We start from the raw sequence: 18,797 nt of genomic DNA, 5'->3' as shown, positions 1-18,797 counted from the left end.
AGCCGGCTCATTGGCAAGCACGTGCAGTCAGTGGGCGAAGATCGAACCGCCCTGCTTGCCGGCCATCTTTTCAGGCTTGATCAGGAACCGCGCCAGGGCCGGCAACAGCCACAACGCACCGAACATGTTCCACAGCAGCATGAAGGTCAGCATCAAGCCCATGTCGGCCTGGAACTTGATGGCCGAGAAGATCCAGGTGCAGACGCCGATCGCCAGGCACAGACCGGTGAACAGCACCGCCTTGCCGGTCGAGCGCAGGGTCTGGTAATAGGCTTCCTGCAACGGCAGGCCGGCACGCAGGAAGCTTTCCAGGCGGCTGTAGATGTAAATGCCGTAGTCCACCCCGATCCCCACGCCCAAGGCCACCACTGGCAAGGTAGCGACCTTGACGCCAATGCCCATGAACGCCATCAGCGCGTTGCCCAGCACCGAGGTCAGCACCAATGGCAGGACGATGCACAGGGTAGCGGCGAATGAGCGGAAGGTGATCATGCACATCACCGCCACGCAGATGTACACCAATATCAGGATGGTCAGCTCGGCCGACTTGATCACCTCGTTGGTGGCCGCCTCGATACCGGCGTTGCCCGCTGCCAGGAGGAACTGCAAGCCGTCCTTGTTGTGGCTGTCGGCGAACGCCTTGGCTGCTGCCGTGACGCGCTCCAGGGTTTCGGCCTTGTGGTCGTTGAGGAACACCAGCACCGGCGCCAGTGAACAGTCGCCGTTGTACAGGCCGTCGGCACGGGCGATGGAATTGTTGAGGATGTCCGGGTTGCGCGACAGGGTTTCCCACTTCAGGTTGCCCTCGTTCATACCCTTGATCACTTGCTTGGACACCGTGACCAGTGAGATCGCCGATTGCACCCCGGGGGTGTTCTGCATGGTCCACATCAGCTCGTCGATCGGCGCCATGGTCGAGTGAATCGAGCAGCTCTCAGGCGGCGTCTTGACCATGATCACCAGCACATCGGAACTGGTCGAATAATTGCTGATGATGAAGTTGTTGTCCTGGTTGTAGCGCGAATCCGGACGCAGCTCCGGCGCGCCCTGGTCGAGGTCGCCGATCTTGAGGTTCTGGCTGTACCACAGGCCGCCAGCAAAAGCGATCAGGGCCAGGGCAATGGACACCGGCGCGACCTTGGCGCTGGCGAAGTTCGACAGCAGGCGCCAGAACGGATGCTCGCGGGTCGCGTCTTTCTTGCTGCGCTCGATGGCTTTCTTGCTGATGCCGACGTAGGAGATCGCCACCGGCAGCAGGATCAGGTTGGTGAAGACGATCACCGCTACGCCGATCGAAGCGCCGATGGCCAGTTCGCGGATCACGCCGATGTCGATGATCAGCAAGGTGATGAAGCCTACGGCATCGGCCAGAATGGCGATCATGCCCGGCAGGAACAACTGGCGGAAGGTGCGCCGCGCCGCAGTCAGGGCGTTGTCGGCGTCACTGGACTGCAAGGCGATGCCGTTGATCTTCTGTACACCGTGGGAGATGCCAATGGCGAATATCAGAAACGGCACCAGCATCGAGTAGGGATCCAGACCGAAGCCGACCGCATGCATCAGGCCCAGCTGCCAGACCACCGCGACCAGGGTGGTGATGAGCACGGCGACGGTGCTGCGGATGCACCAGGTGAACCAGTACAGCAGGATCCAGGTGATGATCAGGGCCACGCCGAAGAACATTGCCACCATCACCAGGCCGTCGATCAGGTCGCCGACCTTCTTGGCGAAGCCGACGATGTGGATTTTCACGTTGGGGTTCTGCGCCTGGAACTTGTCGCGGATCTTTTCTTCCAGTTGGTGGGAAAACTGCTGGTAATCCAGCTTGACCTGCTTGCCGGGGTCCTGCGGGTCGGGGAAGCTTTCCAGCAGCGGCACATCGACGATGCTGGACCTGAAGTTGTTGCCCACCAGACGGCCGACCTGGCCCGACTTGAGCACGTTGTCGCGCAAGGTATCGAGACTTTGCTGGGAGCCGTCGTAGGTATTGGGGATGACTTCACCGCCAGAGAAACCCTCTTCGGTCACCTCGCTCCAGCGCACGCTGGGACTCCACAGCGACTTGAGGCCGGCGCGGTCGACACCGGGGATGTAGAACACCTCGTCATGGATCTGGCGCAGGGTTTCCATGTAGTGCTTGTCGAAGATGTCGCCATCCACCGCTTCGACCGAGATGCGGATGGTGTTGCCCAGGTTGGCCAGGTCATTGCGGTGCTCCATCATCTGCTCGATGAAGGGATGCTCCAGCGGGATCATCTTCTCGAAGCTGGTGGAGGGCCGTATCTGGGTGGCCTGCCAGAACAGGAAAATGCTGACCAACACGCACAAGGCGATGACGACCGGGCGGTTGTTGAAGATCAGGCGTTCGAGCAGGGTCGCCTTGTCCTGGTTGTGCGGCATGTCGATGCTCTCCCGGCTGGTCATGGACGCACCTCCTGGGCAGGCTGATCGGCGCCTTTCGCATCAGCCAGGTGAATACCGCCCTGCCCGACCAACAGCAGTCCGCCATCGGCCAGGCCACTGACACCGGCCAAGGCGATGCGGTCGCTGCGGTTGTAGATGCTGAAGGTCTGACCATCATCGTCGCTGCGCAGCACGCTGCCACCGTTGCCCACCAGGATCAGGCTGCCATCGTCTGCAAGGGTTGCGCCTGCCAGGCCGAATTCGAGCGTCCCGCGCGCTGCAGTGAGGGCGATGGGCTGCCAGGTGTCACCGAAGTCGCCGGAGCGGAACAGGTTGCCGCGCAGGCCATACACCAGCAGCGTATTGGCCTGGGCGGTGCCGATCACACCGAACAGTGAGCCCTCGTAGGTGCCCTGGACGCTGTCCCAGGTCTGGCCGTCGTCGCTGGAGCGGAACATGCCGCCCTGCTCGCCGACGATGAACAAACCCGCATCACGGACTTTGTTGATGCCATTGAGGTGCAACTGATCAGGGTTGTCCAGGCGCTCGGCGACGTCTTGCCAATGCTGGCCGCCGTCACGGGTTTCCAGCAGTGCGCCATAGGCGCCCACGGCAAAGCCGTGCTGGGCGTCGAGGAAGGTGATGTCGAGCAGCGGCGCTTCGCGGGCAAGGTCTTCGAACTGCTTGGTCCAGGTGGCACCGCCATCGGTGCTGGCGAGGATCTGCGCATCGTGACCGACGGCCCAGCCGCGTTTGTCGTCGAGGAAGAACACTGCGGTGAGCAGTTGCCGGGTCGGCACACGTGCCTGGGTCCAGGTGTGGCCTTGGTCGTCCGAAAACAGGATATGCCCCCGGTCGCCCACCACCACGAGCCGTTTACCGGCGTGGACGGCGTCGATCAACAGGCTCTGACTGGCCTTGGCCGATTCGGTCGAATATTCGTCGGCTGGCGCGGCCTGCACCCCGCTTGCCATCCCCAATGCCAGCGCCAGCATCGCGCCGGCCGCCAACGGCCAGGCCGCACGCCTGGCCCGCGTCATCACCCGCTCCATCATGACCATCCCCTGTTGTGTTCTTGTTGGTGGGTCTGTGCTGTGAAAAGCCTGCGTTAGAGGCCTGGAGGGATCGTATCGGGGAACGTTGCGCGATGACAACGCGCTGCACGTTATGTTTTGTTAACCGCCCTGGGTGGCGAGCTGCAAGCCGCAAGCTGCAAGCAGAAGCAGATCTGCTTTTGCTTTCAGCTTGCAGCTTGCCGCTTGAGGCTCAGGCGAGGCTCTTGCTGACCACTTCGTAGACGTCGCTGGACAGCTCGCCGGACGCGCGAATCCGCTCCAGCTCGGCCTTCATCAACGCCTGGCGCGCCGCGTCATATTTGCGCCAGCGGGTCAGGGGTGCCAGTTGACGCGAGGCGATCTGCGGATTCAACCCATTCAGCTCAATGACCAGGTCGGCCAGGAAGCGATAGCCTGAACCATCGGCGGCGTGGAAGTTGACCAGGTTCTGCCCGGCGAATGCACCCACCAGTGCTCGAACCTTGTTCGGGTTCTTCAGGGTGAAGGCCGGGTGCTGCATCAACGCCTTGACCCGCGCCAGCCCGCCCGCCAGCGTGCTGGCGGCTTGCACACTGAACCACTGGTCCATGACCAGCGGGTTGTCCTTGAAGTGCTCGGCGAAGCTTTCCAGCGCCTTGGCACGTTCGGCCTCGAACGGCGAATTGACCAGCACCGCCAGCGCGGTCAGGCGCTCGGTCATGTTGTCGCAGTGCTCGAACTGCTCCAGGGTCGCCTCCAGCACCTGCGGCTTGCCGCTCAGCATCAGGTACGACAGGGCGATGTTCTGCAGGCTGCGGCGAGCGAAGTGTTCGGCGGCGGCCACGTAGGCGGTGGTGCGCGACACCTCACGGTGAGCCTGGTAACGCGCCCACAGGGCGTCGAACAGCTGTTCGGCGATCTGCTGGCGAGCGAACTCGCGGGCGGCGTGGATCGCATCCACGTCGGCCACCTGGCTGATCTCGGTGAGGTAGGCCTCACCTGGCAGCGAGAGCATTTCGGCGACCATGGCCGGGTCCAGCGACTGGTTGCCCAGCACGGTGCCAAGCGCGGTGATCAGGCGCTGGTCGAGCTTCAGCGCCTCGCCGCGCTGGTGCTGGCCGATCAATTCCTGCAGCACCTGGACCGACAGCTGCTGGCCCGCTTCCCAGCGGTTGAAACCGTCGCTGTCGTGCTGCATGAGGAACATCAACTGGTCGCGGTCGTAGGGGAAGCTGAGCTTGACCGGCGCACTGAAACCGCGCAGCAACGACGGCAGCGGCTTGGCGGCGATGCCCTGGAAGGTGAAGGTCTGCTCGGTTTCGGTCACCGACAGCACGCGGTTGGTGCCGCCAGCCGAGCTCTCGCCAGCCAGTTGCAGCGGCAGGTCATTCCCGGCGGCATCCAGCAGGCCCAGCTCCACCGGGATCACGAACGGCAATTTTTCGGCTTTGTCAGGGGTCTGCGGGCAGCTCTGGCGCAAGGTCAGGCTGTAGGTCTGCGCGGCCGCGTCGTAGGCTTCGCTGACCTCCAGGCGCGGCGTACCGGCTTGGCTGTACCAGCGCTTGAACTGCGTCAGGTCGACACCGTTGGCGTCTTCCATGGCCTTGATGAAGTCGTCAGTGGTCACCGCCTGGCCATCGTGGCGCTCGAAGTACAGGTCGCTACCCTTGCGGAACCCTTCGGCGCCCAGCAGCGTGCGCACCATGCGCACCACTTCGCTACCCTTCTCGTACACCGTCAGGGTGTAGAAGTTGGAAATCTCGATGAAGCTGTCCGGGCGTACCGGATGCGCCATCGGCCCTGCGTCTTCGGCGAATTGATGTGTGCGCAGGTAGGCGACGTCCTCGATGCGCTTGACCGTGCGCGAGTTCATGTCGGCACTGAATTCAGCGTCGCGGAACACCGTGAAGCCTTCCTTGAGCGACAACTGGAACCAGTCGCGGCAGGTGACCCGGTTGCCCGACCAGTTGTGGAAATACTCATGGGCAACCACCGCCTCGACGCGCTGGTGGGCGGCATCGGTGGCGGTCTCGGCGCGGGCCAGCACGCAGCTCGAGTTGAAGATGTTCAGGCCCTTGTTTTCCATGGCGCCCATGTTGAAATCATTGACCGCGACGATCATGAAGATGTCGAGGTCGTACTCGCGGCCATAGACTTCTTCGTCCCAGCGCATGGACTTCTTCAGGCTGACCATGGCGTGGTCGCACTTGTCGATGTTCTCGGGCTCGACGTAGATGCGCAGGGTCACGTCGCGTCCGGACTGGCGGGTGAAGCGGTCTTCCACGCACCACAGGTCGCCGGCGACCAGGGCGAACAGGTAGGCCGGCTTCTTGAACGGATCTTCCCAGGTCGCCCAGTGCCGGCCGTCTTCGGCCGGGCCGCTGCCGATCGGGTTGCCGTTGGACAGCAGCACCGGGTAGCGATGTTGTTCGGCGATCACCGTGGTGGTGAAGGTGCTCATCACATCGGGACGGTCGAGGTAATACGTGATCTTGCGAAAGCCCTCGGCCTCGCACTGGGTGCAGAACATCTTGCCCGACTTGTACAGGCCCTCGAGCGCGGTGTTGCGCTCGGGGTGGATCTTCACGCTGGTATCGAGGGTGAAACGCTCGGCCTTGGGCTGCACGATCAGGCGGTCGGCATCGAGCTGGTAGTCGCCCGCTTGCAGTTGCTGATCGTCCAGGGCGGCGCGCAGCAGCTCAAGGTGCTGACCGTCGAGCTCCAAGGGCGGCAGGCCGGCGCCGCGCGCCGGGTTGCGGTGCATCACCAGTTGCGCGTGGACCAGCGTGTGGTCCTCGAACAGCTCGAAGGTCAGGTGCGTCTCGTCGATCAGGTACTCGGGCGCCTGGTAATCCTTGAGGTAGATCACTTGCGGTTGTTCGGTACGCATGTGCAGATCCTTTTACTGGAGCACGGCCAATTGATAGGCGGTGTACTTGCGAATATTGATCACGCCGGTATCGAAGATCAGGTACTGGCCCTTGATACCCAGCAGCGTGCCTTCGACGACGGGATCCTTGTCGAGGTTGAAGCTGACGATCTTGGTCGGGTAGGCCTGGACTGGATAGCGCATCTGCACCACCTCGGCGTCTGGCAGCGGCTGGACCGCCTGCAGGCCGAAGCGGCCTTGCAGCAAACGCAGGCCTTCGGCGCAGGCATCGAAGATCTGATCGCGCACGGCGGCAAGGTCGAGCGCTTGCGCATCGCCCTTGAGCAAGGCGCGCCAGTTGGTGCGGTCTGGCACCTGGCTGCGCAGCAGGTCTTCGACCAGGCCCGATTGCTGGCGGGTGGACACGCGCAGAATCGGCAGCGCCTGGCTGGCGCCCTGGTCCAGCCAGCGCGTGGGCAGCTGGGTGGCGCGGGTGATGCCGACCTTGATCCCGGACGAGTTGGCCAGGTAGACGATATGGTCGGTCATGCAGAACTGCTCGCCCCAGGCCGGGTCGCGGCAGGTGCCTGCATCGTAATGGCAGCGTTCCGGGGCCATGATGCACATGTCGCACTGTGCCAGCTTGGTCATGCAAGGGTAGCAATAACCCTGGCTGAAGCTGGTCTTGGTGCGCTTGCCGCAATGGCTGCAATGAATCGCGCCAAGGTATTCCAGGCGCAGCCGCTGGCCGATCAGCGGGTTCACCGGAACCTGGGTTTCACCCAGGCGAAAACTGTACTGGACCACCGGCGCCTGCAGGCTGACGGCCATCTTGCTCAGAGAGCCACGAGCGAGTTCGATCAATGTACCGAGTCCGACTTGAACAGAATGTTGGCGATCGGTGCGGACTTCGAGGCGCATTCCTGCGGGCCCATGTAACCGGTGCGCTGCTCTTCGGGCAGGTTCTTCATCTCCCAGGCGATCAGCGCCTGCAAGGACAGCTCCTTCTGCTCGGCGGTGAGCTTGCGCCCATCCGACCATTTGCCGATCTCTATCGCCAGCTTCAGGCTCTGGTAGATCTCGGGTGTGATGTTTTCGATCATTTGCGCGAAAGTGGACATAGTGTCTCCTGATTCAAGCCGACAGTTTACGCCGGGCCAGCGCCCCACCCAAGAGCCCGGTCAGGCATCCGATGAGCAGACCGCCCACGTGGGCGGCGTTGGCGATCTGGCCAAGGCCGAGCTGGCCCACCACGCCGGTCAGGCACACCACCAGCCAGACCAGCATCATCGCCAGGACGCCCCTGGGCAGCGTGAAATGCCGGTTCGGCGCCAGCCACTGGTACAGCCAGACGTGGCCGAGCAGGCCGTACAGCACCCCGGACAGGCCGCCGAACAGGCTTGGGCCGCTGGTGTAGTGCTGGGCCAGGTTGGACACCAGGCTGAACAGCAGGGTCAGGCCCAGCAACTGCCAAGGGCCCTGGCGCAGCTCGATGCGCTTGCCCAGCTCCCAATACCACAGGCCGTTCATGGCCAGGTGCAGCACGCCGAAGTGCAGGAGCATGGGCGACACCAGGCGCCACCACTGGCCTTCGGCCAGGCCCTGGGCCAACGGGGTGAAATGCAGGTATTCACCCTGCACGCGGAAATCCAGAAAGGTGAACCAGCTGATGGCGTTGAGGTTGTCACCCAGGCCGGTAAGGCCGGCGACGATCACACAGAGCAGTAAAACGCCAGCAGTGACTTTGCAGGCCTTGGCCTGCTCGGCCAGGGATGATTGAGCGGGCGCAGGCGCGGGCTGCTCGGCGGCGACTTCGGCGTTGCCATCGGGGAACCGCTGGTAAAGCTCGCGCACATCCCCGGCCAGGTCAGCGGGCGCCCAGAGCACCTGCTCGTCACCCTCCTCGCTGACCCTGTGCGGGACCTGCAGGCGCTGCAACAGGTCGACGAAGCCGCTGAGGTCGACCGACAGCGGCAGGCGCATCACTTCGATGATCGTCATGGATTGGCCTGCGGGCGTTCGACATCGACCCAGACGAACTTGCGCGGGTCGATGCAGGTTTCATGATCCAGCCGATAGGCTGCCAGCTTGCCGTACAGCACGGCGCTGTAGTCCAGGCAGGCGAGGTTCGCGCGGATCGGCGCCGGACGCCCGCTGCGCCAATAATGGCCGACGAACAGCAGCGGCTCGTCCTCGGCGTAGCGCAACAAGGCATTTTTCTCGGTATGGCTCAGCGGGGTACGGGCGACGTCGTCGGGTAACGCATCGGGCTGGAAGACGATATCGCCGTAAGTCTGCGGATCGTCTTCCCAGAACTTGGTACGGAAGAACGCGCGCGTCAGCCCGTCGCCCCCGGTCAGGGTCAGGCCATCGGGCAGGCGCATGTCGGTGCCGCGCAGCAAGCGGTTGCACACGTTCGCAGCGAAACTGCCGGAGACCGCCGAGGCCTGCAGGAAGTGCGCGTCGATGCGCCCGTCTGGATACTGCTGACGCAGCGGCTCGATCAGTTGCTTGTCCCAGCAGGCGTGGACCAGGCGAAAGCGACCTGCGTCAAGGAACAGGGGCAGCTCGAAGAACCATTGCACGAAGTCATGCCAGTCCGCAGGGTGCTGGGCGAACTGCGTGAGGGTCTCGTCGATCAGGCGGGCGTGGCGTGGCGTGTGCTCGCGCACGAACGACTTGCCGCTGCCGGGCAAGGCTGGGGTGACCCAACCCAGGGCGTTGTATTCATGATTGCCCATGATGCAGAACGCCTGCCCGTCTTCGACCATGTCGTGCACGATGTGCAGGGCCTCGCGGATGCGCGGGCCACGGTCGACGATGTCGCCAAGAAACAGCGCCTGGCGCCGCGGATGACGCCATACGCCCTTGATGCGTTGGTAGCCCAGGGCGTCGAGCAGGCGTTCGAGGGTCTGTGCGCAACCGTGCACGTCGCCGATGATGTCGAAACTACGCGCCGGATCGAGCATCAGTCGTCCCTGCCGCCCAGGCGGCTGCCCCAGCCGAGCTTGGTGCGGCACACCTCGTAGTAGTTATGGTCCAGCGGGTGGATCAAGCGCAGCTTCTGCGGCTTCTTGCTCACCGTGATGGTGTCGCCAGGCGCACAGGTGAAGTGGTTCTGGCCATCGCAGGACACTTGCGGGTAGATCTGCAGGTCCTTGGCCACCACGATCTTCAGCTCGCTGTTGCCATCGACCACGATCGGGCGGCCCGAGAGGGTGTGCGGGTACATCGGCACGATGACGATGGCATCGAGCTTGGGATGCATGATCGGGCCGCCAGCCGACAGGGCGTAGGCAGTGGAGCCGGTCGGGGTAGCGACGATCAGGCCGTCGGCCTTCTGACTGCAGACGAACTGGCCGTCGATGTAGATCTCGAATTCAATCATGCGCGTCGATTTGCCGGGGTGCAGAACGACGTCGTTGAGCGCATCGCCCTGGCCGATGGCCTCATGATGACGCCGCACTTCGGCCTGCAACAGGAAGCGGTTTTCCACCAGGTAGTGGCCGTCCAGCACCTCGGCGACTTTCTGTTCCAACTCATCCGGACGGATGTCGGTGAGAAAGCCCAGGTTGCCGCGGTTGATCCCCAACACCGGCACGTTGTGCCGGGCCAAGGCGCGAGCGGCACCGAGCAGGCTGCCGTCGCCGCCGACCACGATGACCAGGTCACAGACTTCGCCCAGCAGCTTGCGCGTCGATGTCTGCAGGCCGTGGCCAGGCAGCACTTCGGCGATGGTGTCCTCGAGGATCACGTGCAGGTGGCGTTCGAGGAGGAATTTTTTCAGTCGGCGAATGGTGTCGAGCACCTGGGAGCTGCCAAGGCGGCCGATGATACCGATATTGCGAAATTGCTCCATGGGGCTCCTGCAAAGCGTTGCGGCGGTGACTATGGCGCGATTATGGCGAAACCGCCGGGCAGCGGCAAACCGGCTATGCTCGCAGCATGACGCCTTTTGCCGAACTCCACACGCTGCCACGCCAGCTGAGCAGCCCCGCCGTGCGTGACCTGGCCTGGACGCTGCTGTCGCCGCCGCTGCTGAGCGCCCCGCCGTGCCCCCAGCGTCACCCCCTGGCAGGCAGCGCCTGGGCCGACGACCCGCAGCGCTTGCAGGCCTGGCTGCAAGCGCTCGACGGCGACGACCGGGCACTGCAGCAATGGCTGGCAACACGCACCAGTCGCCGTCTGGGGCTGTATTACGAGAGCCTTTGGCAGTTTGCCTTGCAGCATGCGCCGGGCGTCGAGCTGCTGGCCTCGAACCTGGCCATCCGGGCAGGCGGGCGCACCCTGGGCGAGTTGGATATCGTGCTGCAAGACGCGCACGGCACCCATCATCTGGAATTGGCCATCAAGCTGTACCTGGGCCCGGTCAGTCAGGCTGCACGCGACCCTGCGCAGTGGCTGGGGCCAGGCTGCGAGGACCGCCTGGGCAGCAAGCTTGCGCACCTGAGCGGTCACCAACTGCCGATGTCGGCCGCCAGCGACGGTGCCCAGGCGCTGGCGGCCTTGGGCGTAGGCCCGGTGCAGGCGCACCTGTGGCTCGCGGGCTACCTGTTCTACCCCTGGCCAGGCCACAGTGACAGTCCGACAGGCGCCAACCCTGCACACCTGCGCGGGCGCTGGATACGCCGACGCGACTGGCCGGTGACCGGGCAGCAGCGATGGCAGCCGTTAGCGCGGCACGCCTGGCTGGCACCGGCGCGTGTCGAGGCAGGCCAATCCTGGAGCGCGGGGCAGTTCCAGGCCTGGCTGGCAGCGCTCGATGCGCAGGCGCCGGCGCAGTTGCTGGCCAGGCTCGAGCCGGACGGCAGCGGTGCCTGGCAGGAAGTCGAGCGGGTGTTCCTGGTCGCCGATCGGTGGCCGCATCTGCCCGAGCGTTGAGGTGGCCCTGGGTCAGCGAAACCCCTTTCATCGACCTGGAGCAAAACGCGCATCGCCAAAGCGCTTACAGTTAAGGAACAGCGCCCCCAGAGCGCCACTTCGACCTGATGACGAGGAACAGCCATGGTCTTGTCGACCTCAACGCCCCATTACGCACGCTTGTCGATCGCCTTGCACTGGCTGATGCTGGTGCTGCTCGCCGCCGTATACGCCTGCATCGAACTTCGCGGCGTGTTTCCCAAGGACAGCGCTGAACGCAACCTGATGAAAGACTTGCACTTCATGCTTGGGCTGAGCGTCTTCGTCCTGGTATGGCTGCGCCTGGCGGTGCGCCTGAGCCGCCCGACACCACCGATCGTGCCGCGCCCGCCGGCCTGGCAGACCGGCCTTGCGCATCTTGTGCACCTGGCCTTGTACCTGCTGATGATCGGCTTGCCCCTGGCCGGCTGGTCGATTCTAAGCGCCGCCGACAAGCCAGTGCCGTTCTACGGCCTGGAACTGCCGCACCTGATCGCGCCCGACCCGGACTTGGCCAAGTTCATCAAGGGCTGGCACGAACGGATCGCCACCTGGGGCTACTGGTTGATCGGCCTGCACGTTATCGGCGGGCTCTACCACCACTATGTGCGGCGCGACAACACACTGCTGCGCATGCTGCCCTACAAGTAGCCGCGACGCCCTTGCAGCCCGCCGGTGTGCAGAAAGATCAGCCGGGTGCCTGGCGCGAACGCCCCGGCTTCGACCTGTTCGTGCAGCGCGAGCAAGGCTTTGCCAGTGTACAGCGCCTCCAGCGGCACGCCGCTGTGTCGCTCGCTGCGCGCGACGAAGGCCAGTAGTTCGTCATCGAATCTGCCAAAGCCGCCACGACAGGCGTCGTGCAATTGGTAACCGACGGAGCCGGCAAGCTGCTCGACAGTCTGCCCTACCCCGTGCCCGCGCGGCACCGCCAGCGCGCCATGCACGGCGTGCGCCCCGGCCTCGGCCACTACCAGCCCGGCCAGGGTAGTGCCGGTGCCGGCTGCCAGCCACCAGGCGTCGTAGTCCGCCCAGCCCAATGCCGCAAGCTGCGCCTGTGCCTGCTCGACGATCGATGCACAGCCTTGGACCCCATCGGCCGTGCCACCGCCTTCGGGAATGCACTGCCAGCCCGGATAGCGCGCTTGCCACGGTGACCAGAAATCCGCCTGGTGCCGCGCCCGGTAGCCGCCATAACCCAACCAGTGCAGGGTCATGCCCAGACGCTGCAGATCACGCACCGTCGGTGTGTCGTGTGGCTCGCCACGCAGCAGCCCTGCGGTCGCGAAACCGAAGCGCTTGCCGGCGCCGGCCAGGGCGTGCAGGTGATTGGAGTGATTGCCGCCCAGGCTGATCAGGCCCGGCGCCCGGTTGGCGTGGGCGTGCGCCAGGTGACCGCGCAACTTGAACCACTTGTTGCCGCTGATCAGCGGGTCGATCAGGTCCAGGCGCAAGATGGCCGCCTCGACTTGCGCGGCGGCAAGCCAGGGCAGCCTGAAAGCTTGCAGAGGTGCCTGCGGGAGGGTCAGGAATGAAGTGCGCATCGCCCAAGCTTACCCGACAACTGCTGCAGGCCCTATGGCGTCGCGCTCAAAGCTCGGCGGCGAGCCTCGAGCCTTGGTTGATTGCGCGTTTGGCATCGAGCTCAGCCGCCACATCGGCACCGCCGATCAGGTGCACCGACTGACCGGCTGCCAGCAGGCCATCGTGCAACTCACGCAGCGGCTCCTGGCCGGCGCAGATCACGACGTTGTCTACCGCCAGCACCTGCGGTTCATCGCCGCCCACGCGAATGTGCAGGCCAGCATCGTCGATGCGCAGGTACTCGACGCCGTTGAGCATCTGCACCCGTTTGTTCTTGAGCCCGGTACGGTGAATCCAGCCGGTGGTCTTGCCCAGGCCATCGCCGACCTTGCTGGCCTTGCGCTGCAACAGGTAAACCTGGCGGGCAGGCGCATGCGGCTGGGGCTGGATCCCGGCAACGCCGCCGCGCGCCTCCAGGTCAGTGTCGATGCCCCACTCCTTCCAGAACGTGTCACGGTCCTGGCTGCTCGCCGTGCCCTGATGCACCAGGTACTCGGACACATCGAAACCTATGCCGCCAGCCCCGATCACCGCAACCGCGCTACCCACCGGCTTGCGTTCGAGCAACACATCCAGGTAGCTCAACACCTTGGCGTGCTCGATGCCGGCAATGGCCGGCGTGCGCGCAGCGATGCCGGTGGCCAGGATGACCTCGTCGAAGCCACCGTCGAGCAGGTCGGCAACGCCCACCCGGGTATTCAAGCGCAGCTGCACGCCGGTGTTTTCGACCTTGTGGCGGAAATAGCGCAGGGTCTCGTAGAACTCTTCCTTGCCCGGGACGCGCTTGGCGACGTTGAACTGCCCGCCAAGCTCACTCGCGGCGTCGAACAGCGTCACCGTATGCCCACGTTCGGCCGCAACCGTGGCCGCAGCCAGCCCTGCGGGGCCGGCACCGACCACGGCAATGCGCTTGACCGCGCGCACGGGCAGGTAGTTGAGTTCGGTTTCGTGACAGGCCCGCGGGTTGACCAGGCAACTGGTCAGCTTGCCACCGAAGGTGTGGTCCAGGCAGGCCTGGTTGCAACCGATGCAGGTGTTGATCAGTTCGGCTTGGCCAGCGGCCGCCTTGTTGACGAAGTCTGGATCGGCCAGGAACGGCCGGGCCATCGACACCATGTCGGCATCACCTTCGGCGAGCACGGCCTCGGCCACTTCAGGGGTGTTGATGCGGTTGGTGGTGATCAACGGGATGCTGACCGCACCGCGCAACTTGGCGGTGACCTTGCTGAAGGCCGCGCGCGGGACCTTGGTGGCGATGGTCGGGATCCGCGCTTCATGCCAGCCGATCCCGGTGTTGATCAGGGTCGCGCCGGCGCCCTCGATGGCCTTGGCCAACAACTCGATCTCGTCCCAGGTACTGCCGCCCTCGACCAGGTCGAGCATGGACAACCGGAAGATGACGATGAAGTTCGGCCCCACCGCCTCGCGCACGCGGGTGACGACCTGTACCGCCAGGCGCATGCGGTTTTCGTAGCTGCCGCCCCAGCGGTCGGTGCGGTGGTTGGTATGGGCGGCGAGGAACTGGTTGATGAAATAACCTTCCGAACCCATGATCTCGACGCCGTCGTAACCCGCCTGCTGCGCCAGCACGGCGCAGTTGACGAAGTCGGCGATCTGCTTCTCGATGCCCGCCTCGTCCAGCGCCTTGGGCGTGAACGGGTTGATCGGTGCCTGAATCGCGCTGGGTGCGACCTGCCGGGGGCTGTAGGCATAGCGCCCGGCATGCAGGATCTGCAGGCAGATCTTGCCACCAGCCTGGTGCACGGCCTGGGTGACGATACGGTGCTGCTCGGCTTCCTCGGCGGTGCTGAGCTTGGCGGCGCCGGAGTAGACGCCGCCTTCATCGTTCGGCGCGATGCCGCCGGTCACCATCAGACCGACACCGCCCCGGGCACGCTCGGCGAAGTACGCCGCCATGCGCTCGAAACCGCCGGGACGCTCCTCCAGCCCCGTGTGCATCGAACCCATCAGGGTGCGGTTGCGCAAGGTGGTGAAGCCCAGATCCAACGGGGCCAGCAAATGCGGGTAACGGTCGGCAGCCATGGTACGGTTCTCAGGTAGCGTGATCACGGAATGCGGGCGCCTCGGCGGGTCCCGTCGTTTGTCTGTAGGCGACATTAAACAGCCGTTCGAACGCGCTCAATGATCGAAACTGACAACTTATTGATCCTGGCGTACAGCCGGACTACCCTAGAAAATCTTTGTTGCCAAGGCGCTGCACCGCTACATGCGAAAACTACTGGCAAGCGCGCTGGCGCTGGTGATGATCGCCGCGCTCTGCGGCTACGGCTTCTGGACCCAACAGCGCCCAGAAGGCCACTACCTTTCCGACTTGCGCATCGAGCTGGCGCTCAACCACGGCGCCCCAGGCGAGCATGGCAACGTGTTGGGCGTGGAGCCGCTGTTGTTCCCAAGCGATTACCAAAACCTGCAGCGCCTGCACCGCAAGTTGTCCGCCTACCTGCAACAGGCTCGTGAGCAGGGCCTGGTGGGGCCACGAACGGTCGTGGTGCTCCCGGAGCACATCGGCACCTGGCTGTGGGCGCGTGGTGAGAAGAACGCCCTGTACCAGGTCACCCGTAGCCGCGAGGCCGAACAGTGGCTGGAACTGAGCAACCCGCTGCGCTATGGCCTGGCGATGCTCGCTGCCACCGGCGATGACCGCCGCGCCGATGCCCACCTGCGCATGAAGGCCGAGCAGATGGCCAGCGACTACCAGGAGGTGTTCGGCGGCCTGGCCAAAGAGTTCGGCGTGACCCTGGTAGCCGGCTCCATCGTGTTACCGGCGCCGTATGTCGAACACGGCGTGCTGCGCGTCGGGCGCGGGCCGCTGTTCAACAGCAGCCTGGTGTTCGCAGGCGATGGCTCGGTGCTGGGCCAGCCGCAGCGCCAGCAGTACCCGGACAGCGAGGTGCGCCGCTATGTGCATCACGGCCGCCAGGCCCCATTGCAAGTGCTGCAGACCCCGGCCGGGCGCCTGGGTGTATTGATCGGCAGTGACAGTTGGTATCCACAGAATCAGCGTCAGCTTGAGCAGCAGCAGGCGCAACTGATCGTCAATCCCGTATTTCTCAGCGGCAAGCATAGCTGGGCGGCACCGTGGCGAGGCAATCGCCACCAGGATGCGGCGCAGCTCCTGCCGCTTGCGCGCGGCCAGGTCGATGAGCAGACGGCTTGGCAACAGCTGACTCAGCCTGTGGCTGCTGGTGTCAGCAGCGTGAGCGTGTTCATGCGCGGGCAATTCTGGGAACAGGCCGGCGACGGACAGGGTTTCGCTCACCAGGGCGGTGAACTGCTGGCTGGGCCGCCTAGCCCCGGCGCCCGTCTATTGAATGTGTGGCTGTAGGCATGAGCCGCCCGCGCGTGCGCCTCGGCGAGCTGTCGGTAGGCTTTGTCCAACCGCTGGCCCAGGCTTTGCGCGAACTGGGCCACGATCCAGCGCCGCTGCTTACGCGCTATGGCCTGAATGAGGCGCGCTTGGCCGAAGCGGGTGCGCGCTTGTCGATTCCACGCTACATGCATCTGGGCCACGCGGCCATCGAGCTCTGCGCAGAGCCTGCGCTAGGGCTGCGCATGGGGCGCTGGAGCCTGCTGTCGCAGGCAGGCCTTGCCGGCGTCGCCGCTGCCCAGGCGCCAACCCTGGGCGAGGCAGCGCGCACGCTATTGCGCTTCGAGGCGCTGTATGCCGCCAACTACCGGGGCCATTCTCGCTACCAGGAAGACGCTCACGGCGCCTGGCTGGCGTTCTATTCGATCAGCCCTTACAACGCCTACAACCGCTTCGTGGTCGATTCGCTGCTGTCAGGTTGGTTGGCGCAACTCACGGCGATGGTCGATCGCCCGGTGCTCGCCGAACGGCTCGAGGTGGAATTCACCGCCCCCGCCTACGCCGACGATTACCAGCCACTGTGTACCTCCCCCGTACAGTTCGGCGCCGAGGCCAACCGCTTGCGCTTGAGCCGCGCCACCCTGTCACTGAACAACCCGCAACATTGCCCGAGCACCTACCAGCATTTGCTGCAGCTCTGCGAAAGCGAGCTGTCGCAACGCACCCGCGTGCGCAGCGTGGGCGAGCGCATCACTCACCTGCTCGGCCCGCTGCTCAGCGGTGGGCGCGAGCCGGACCTCGAAGAAGTCGCTCTGCGCCTGCAACTGCCGCCCTGGACCTTGCGGCGCAAACTGGCCGAAGAAGGCACGCGTTTTCGCGACCTGCTCAACGACACGCGACGCGATCTCGCCGAGACCTACATCCGCGATACGGAGCTGGCGTTCGGCGAGATCGCCTATTTGTTAGGGTTTGCATCGGCCGAGGCCTTCCAGCGCGCATTCAAGCGCTGGACCAGCCTCACACCGGGGGAGTTTCGCCGCAGCCAGCGGCGAGAGGGTCAAAGCTCGGTGGCGTCTTCAGCCGGCTCCGGTGGGTCCAGCTCGTAAGCCTGAAATTCGAGCAGCTCTTCCTGATAGTCGTCCATAGCCCTGCGTCCTGTTTCTCATTGATCTTCAATCGTCATCGCTTGAGCCTAGGGGTGGCGTGTGAAGCGATGATGACAAGCTTATGAGTGGTAAACGTAGCAGGCGTTCAGGAAGTTATGCGGGTGCGTCTGTAACAGAGCGTGTGCGCACCTTTGGTGAGGTGCGCAATTCAGCGCCAGGAAACGCTGCAAGCTGCTTACGGCGTTGGAGGTGTAGCTTCCAATGGCTGGGCTTGCTGCTGCACCTCGATTGGCGCCGCTTCCGCTGGCGGGGCGATTGGCTGCGAGCCTTGGCTATCATCGAGCACCGGTGCACCTGCCTCGCTGGCGGGTGCAGACGCTGCGGGTGTCATTGCGCCAGCCGTGGCCGACGTCGACTCTGGCATTACGGCCTCAGCCGACGCAGGCGCTTGCAGCGCTGGCGCCGCAGCGGCAGGGGCGACCAACGCCTGCTCAGGCAAGCCCAACGCGGGCGCGGTTTGCTCAGGCTTGGCGGCTGGCTGTTCCACCTTGGCCTTGGCAGCCTTGCGGGCTTTAGGCAGGTAGCTTTCCACCAAGGCGAAGTAGCGGTCGTAGAACTGCGCCGCTGTCACGGTCTCGCTGGCGACCTTGACCATCGAATCGTCGCTCGAGCCGATCGGCATCGAGACCGAGCCAAGCACGCCAACCCCCAGACTTGCCGAGCTATTGGATTTCTTCAGGCCATAGCGGTCCTGCAGGGCGTTGGCGAACATGGTCGAACGCTGGTCATCGTTCACGTCAGGCGCACATGTCACGTTGAAGCTGATCTGCAGGTGATTGTCGCTGTTCTGCTGAAAGCTCTTGTTACCCACCACCTGGTTGGGACCGCTGCTGGTGATGATGTAGCCCTGGCTGAGCAAGGCGCGTCGGGCAGCCTCACAGGAACCGGCGTCGTTCACCGGGAAGCTGCGCGAGTAGGTGCCCGAGTCGTCGAAGTTCTCGTGCTCGTAGATGGCGGCTTTTTTCGAAGAGCAGCCGGTCATGCCTGCCAGCATCAGGGCTACCCCGAGCGCAGCGAAGACGGATGATCTGGCCATTGCGAATTCCGGTTGAGTCAAGAGAGGGCGCCTATTGTGCAACACAGCAGCCGGTCACAGGAACCGTAGATCGGTGAAGAGGCTGTTAGGTTCGAGTAAAACGGTAAACAAGCAAACCGCTGAAACGAAAAAAGCGACCCGAAGGTCGCTTTTTTGTAGCTCCGAGGCGTTCAAGGACCTCGAGGCGAAGATGGCGCAGCGGACGGGACTCGAACCCGCGACCCCCGGCGTGACAGGCCGGTATTCTAACCGACTGAACTACCGCTGCGTATCATTCGGGCTTACGCCCAATTGAAACTTGGGTCTCCCCTGTGGCAAACAAGCCCAGGGCAGGCACAAAAGAAACGACATAGATCGCGTCATTTGTGTGTGCTTCAAGGTGTTCTTGGGACCTTGAAACGAAGATGGCGCAGCGGACGGGACTCGAACCCGCGACCCCCGGCGTGACAGGCCGGTATTCTAACCGACTGAACTACCGCTG

At 64.3% G+C, this 18,797-nt stretch carries 15 protein-coding genes and 1 tRNA gene; 4 read left to right on the top strand and 12 right to left on the bottom strand.

Annotated elements, in window-relative coordinates; genetic code table 11:
• Nucleotides 1–27: 27 nt before the first annotated feature.
• The 8 genes from FS665_RS00085 to FS665_RS00050 form a co-directional block, all read right to left on the bottom strand.
• Nucleotides 28–2,424 (bottom strand): RND family transporter, encoded by a 2,397-nt coding sequence (locus tag FS665_RS00085; protein ID WP_145181545.1) that lies wholly within the window; start codon nucleotides 2,422–2,424, stop codon nucleotides 28–30.
• Entirely contained in the window at nucleotides 2,421–3,443 is a 1,023-nt protein-coding gene (locus FS665_RS00080; protein ID WP_371921208.1) for a WD40/YVTN/BNR-like repeat-containing protein, read from the bottom strand. The genes FS665_RS00085 and FS665_RS00080 overlap by 4 nt, the downstream gene beginning before the upstream one ends.
• Before the next feature lie 226 nt (nucleotides 3,444–3,669).
• Nucleotides 3,670–6,327 carry an aminopeptidase N gene (pepN, locus tag FS665_RS00075; protein WP_145181540.1) on the bottom strand — a complete coding sequence of 886 codons (2,658 nt, stop codon included), beginning with the start codon at nucleotides 6,325–6,327 and terminating at the stop codon, nucleotides 3,670–3,672.
• A gap of 12 nt (nucleotides 6,328–6,339) precedes the next feature.
• The gene (locus FS665_RS00070; RefSeq protein WP_145181538.1) at nucleotides 6,340–7,170 is read right to left on the bottom strand and encodes a DUF2797 domain-containing protein; all 831 of its coding nucleotides are present in this window, start codon (nucleotides 7,168–7,170) and stop codon (nucleotides 6,340–6,342) included.
• On the bottom strand, nucleotides 7,167–7,427 hold the full coding sequence (locus FS665_RS00065) for a YeaC family protein (RefSeq protein WP_145181536.1): 261 nt from the start codon (nucleotides 7,425–7,427) through the stop codon (nucleotides 7,167–7,169). Before FS665_RS00065 ends, FS665_RS00070 begins: the two co-directional genes overlap by 4 nt.
• Before the next feature lie 13 nt (nucleotides 7,428–7,440).
• Entirely contained in the window at nucleotides 7,441–8,307 is an 867-nt protein-coding gene (locus FS665_RS00060; protein ID WP_145181534.1) for a rhomboid family intramembrane serine protease, read from the bottom strand.
• A complete protein-coding gene (locus FS665_RS00055) occupies nucleotides 8,304–9,275 on the bottom strand; it encodes a metallophosphoesterase (RefSeq protein WP_145181532.1) in 972 nt (323 codons plus the stop codon). The genes FS665_RS00060 and FS665_RS00055 overlap by 4 nt, the downstream gene beginning before the upstream one ends.
• Entirely contained in the window at nucleotides 9,275–10,165 is an 891-nt protein-coding gene (locus FS665_RS00050; protein WP_145181530.1) for an NAD(+) kinase, read from the bottom strand. Before FS665_RS00050 ends, FS665_RS00055 begins: the two co-directional genes overlap by 1 nt.
• A gap of 86 nt (nucleotides 10,166–10,251) precedes the next feature.
• Here FS665_RS00050 and FS665_RS00045 point away from each other — a divergent pair, with 86 nt between their 5' ends.
• Complete coding sequence (locus tag FS665_RS00045) at nucleotides 10,252–11,187, top strand: DUF1853 family protein (protein ID WP_145181528.1); 936 nt, start codon at nucleotides 10,252–10,254, stop codon at nucleotides 11,185–11,187.
• 123 nt (nucleotides 11,188–11,310) lie between these two features.
• On the top strand, nucleotides 11,311–11,856 hold the full coding sequence (locus FS665_RS00040; protein ID WP_145181526.1) for a cytochrome b: 546 nt from the start codon (nucleotides 11,311–11,313) through the stop codon (nucleotides 11,854–11,856).
• On the opposite strand, the gene FS665_RS00035 is transcribed toward FS665_RS00040, so the two are convergent.
• Both FS665_RS00035 and FS665_RS00030 read right to left on the bottom strand, forming a co-directional pair.
• Nucleotides 11,847–12,746 (bottom strand): 1-aminocyclopropane-1-carboxylate deaminase/D-cysteine desulfhydrase, encoded by a 900-nt coding sequence (locus FS665_RS00035; protein ID WP_145181524.1) that lies wholly within the window; start codon nucleotides 12,744–12,746, stop codon nucleotides 11,847–11,849. The two genes, FS665_RS00040 and FS665_RS00035, sit on opposite strands and share 10 nt — an antisense overlap.
• 46 nt (nucleotides 12,747–12,792) lie before the next feature.
• Nucleotides 12,793–14,829, bottom strand: coding sequence for an NADPH-dependent 2,4-dienoyl-CoA reductase (locus FS665_RS00030; RefSeq protein WP_145183305.1), 2,037 nt, complete (start codon nucleotides 14,827–14,829; stop codon nucleotides 12,793–12,795).
• A gap of 184 nt (nucleotides 14,830–15,013) precedes the next feature.
• Between FS665_RS00030 and FS665_RS00025 the strand changes: the two genes are divergently transcribed.
• Both FS665_RS00025 and FS665_RS00020 read left to right on the top strand, forming a co-directional pair.
• Nucleotides 15,014–16,132 (top strand): nitrilase-related carbon-nitrogen hydrolase, encoded by a 1,119-nt coding sequence (locus FS665_RS00025; RefSeq protein ID WP_145181522.1) that lies wholly within the window; start codon nucleotides 15,014–15,016, stop codon nucleotides 16,130–16,132.
• A gap of 2 nt (nucleotides 16,133–16,134) precedes the next feature.
• Nucleotides 16,135–17,220, top strand: coding sequence for an AraC family transcriptional regulator (locus tag FS665_RS00020; protein WP_145181521.1), 1,086 nt, complete (start codon nucleotides 16,135–16,137; stop codon nucleotides 17,218–17,220).
• A 235-nt stretch (nucleotides 17,221–17,455) separates the two neighbouring features.
• On the opposite strand, the gene FS665_RS00015 is transcribed toward FS665_RS00020, so the two are convergent.
• Both FS665_RS00015 and FS665_RS00010 read right to left on the bottom strand, forming a co-directional pair.
• Complete coding sequence (locus FS665_RS00015) at nucleotides 17,456–18,316, bottom strand: DUF2242 domain-containing protein (protein WP_145181519.1); 861 nt, start codon at nucleotides 18,314–18,316, stop codon at nucleotides 17,456–17,458.
• 191 nt (nucleotides 18,317–18,507) lie between these two features.
• Nucleotides 18,508–18,584: transfer RNA gene (locus FS665_RS00010), tRNA-Asp, on the bottom strand.
• Nucleotides 18,585–18,797: the final 213 nt, after the last annotated feature.

The organism is Pseudomonas sp. URMO17WK12:I11 (genome assembly GCF_007677725.1).
Lineage (GTDB): Bacteria > Pseudomonadota > Gammaproteobacteria > Pseudomonadales > Pseudomonadaceae > Aquipseudomonas.
This window is presented reverse-complemented; position numbering and strand designations above follow the sequence as displayed.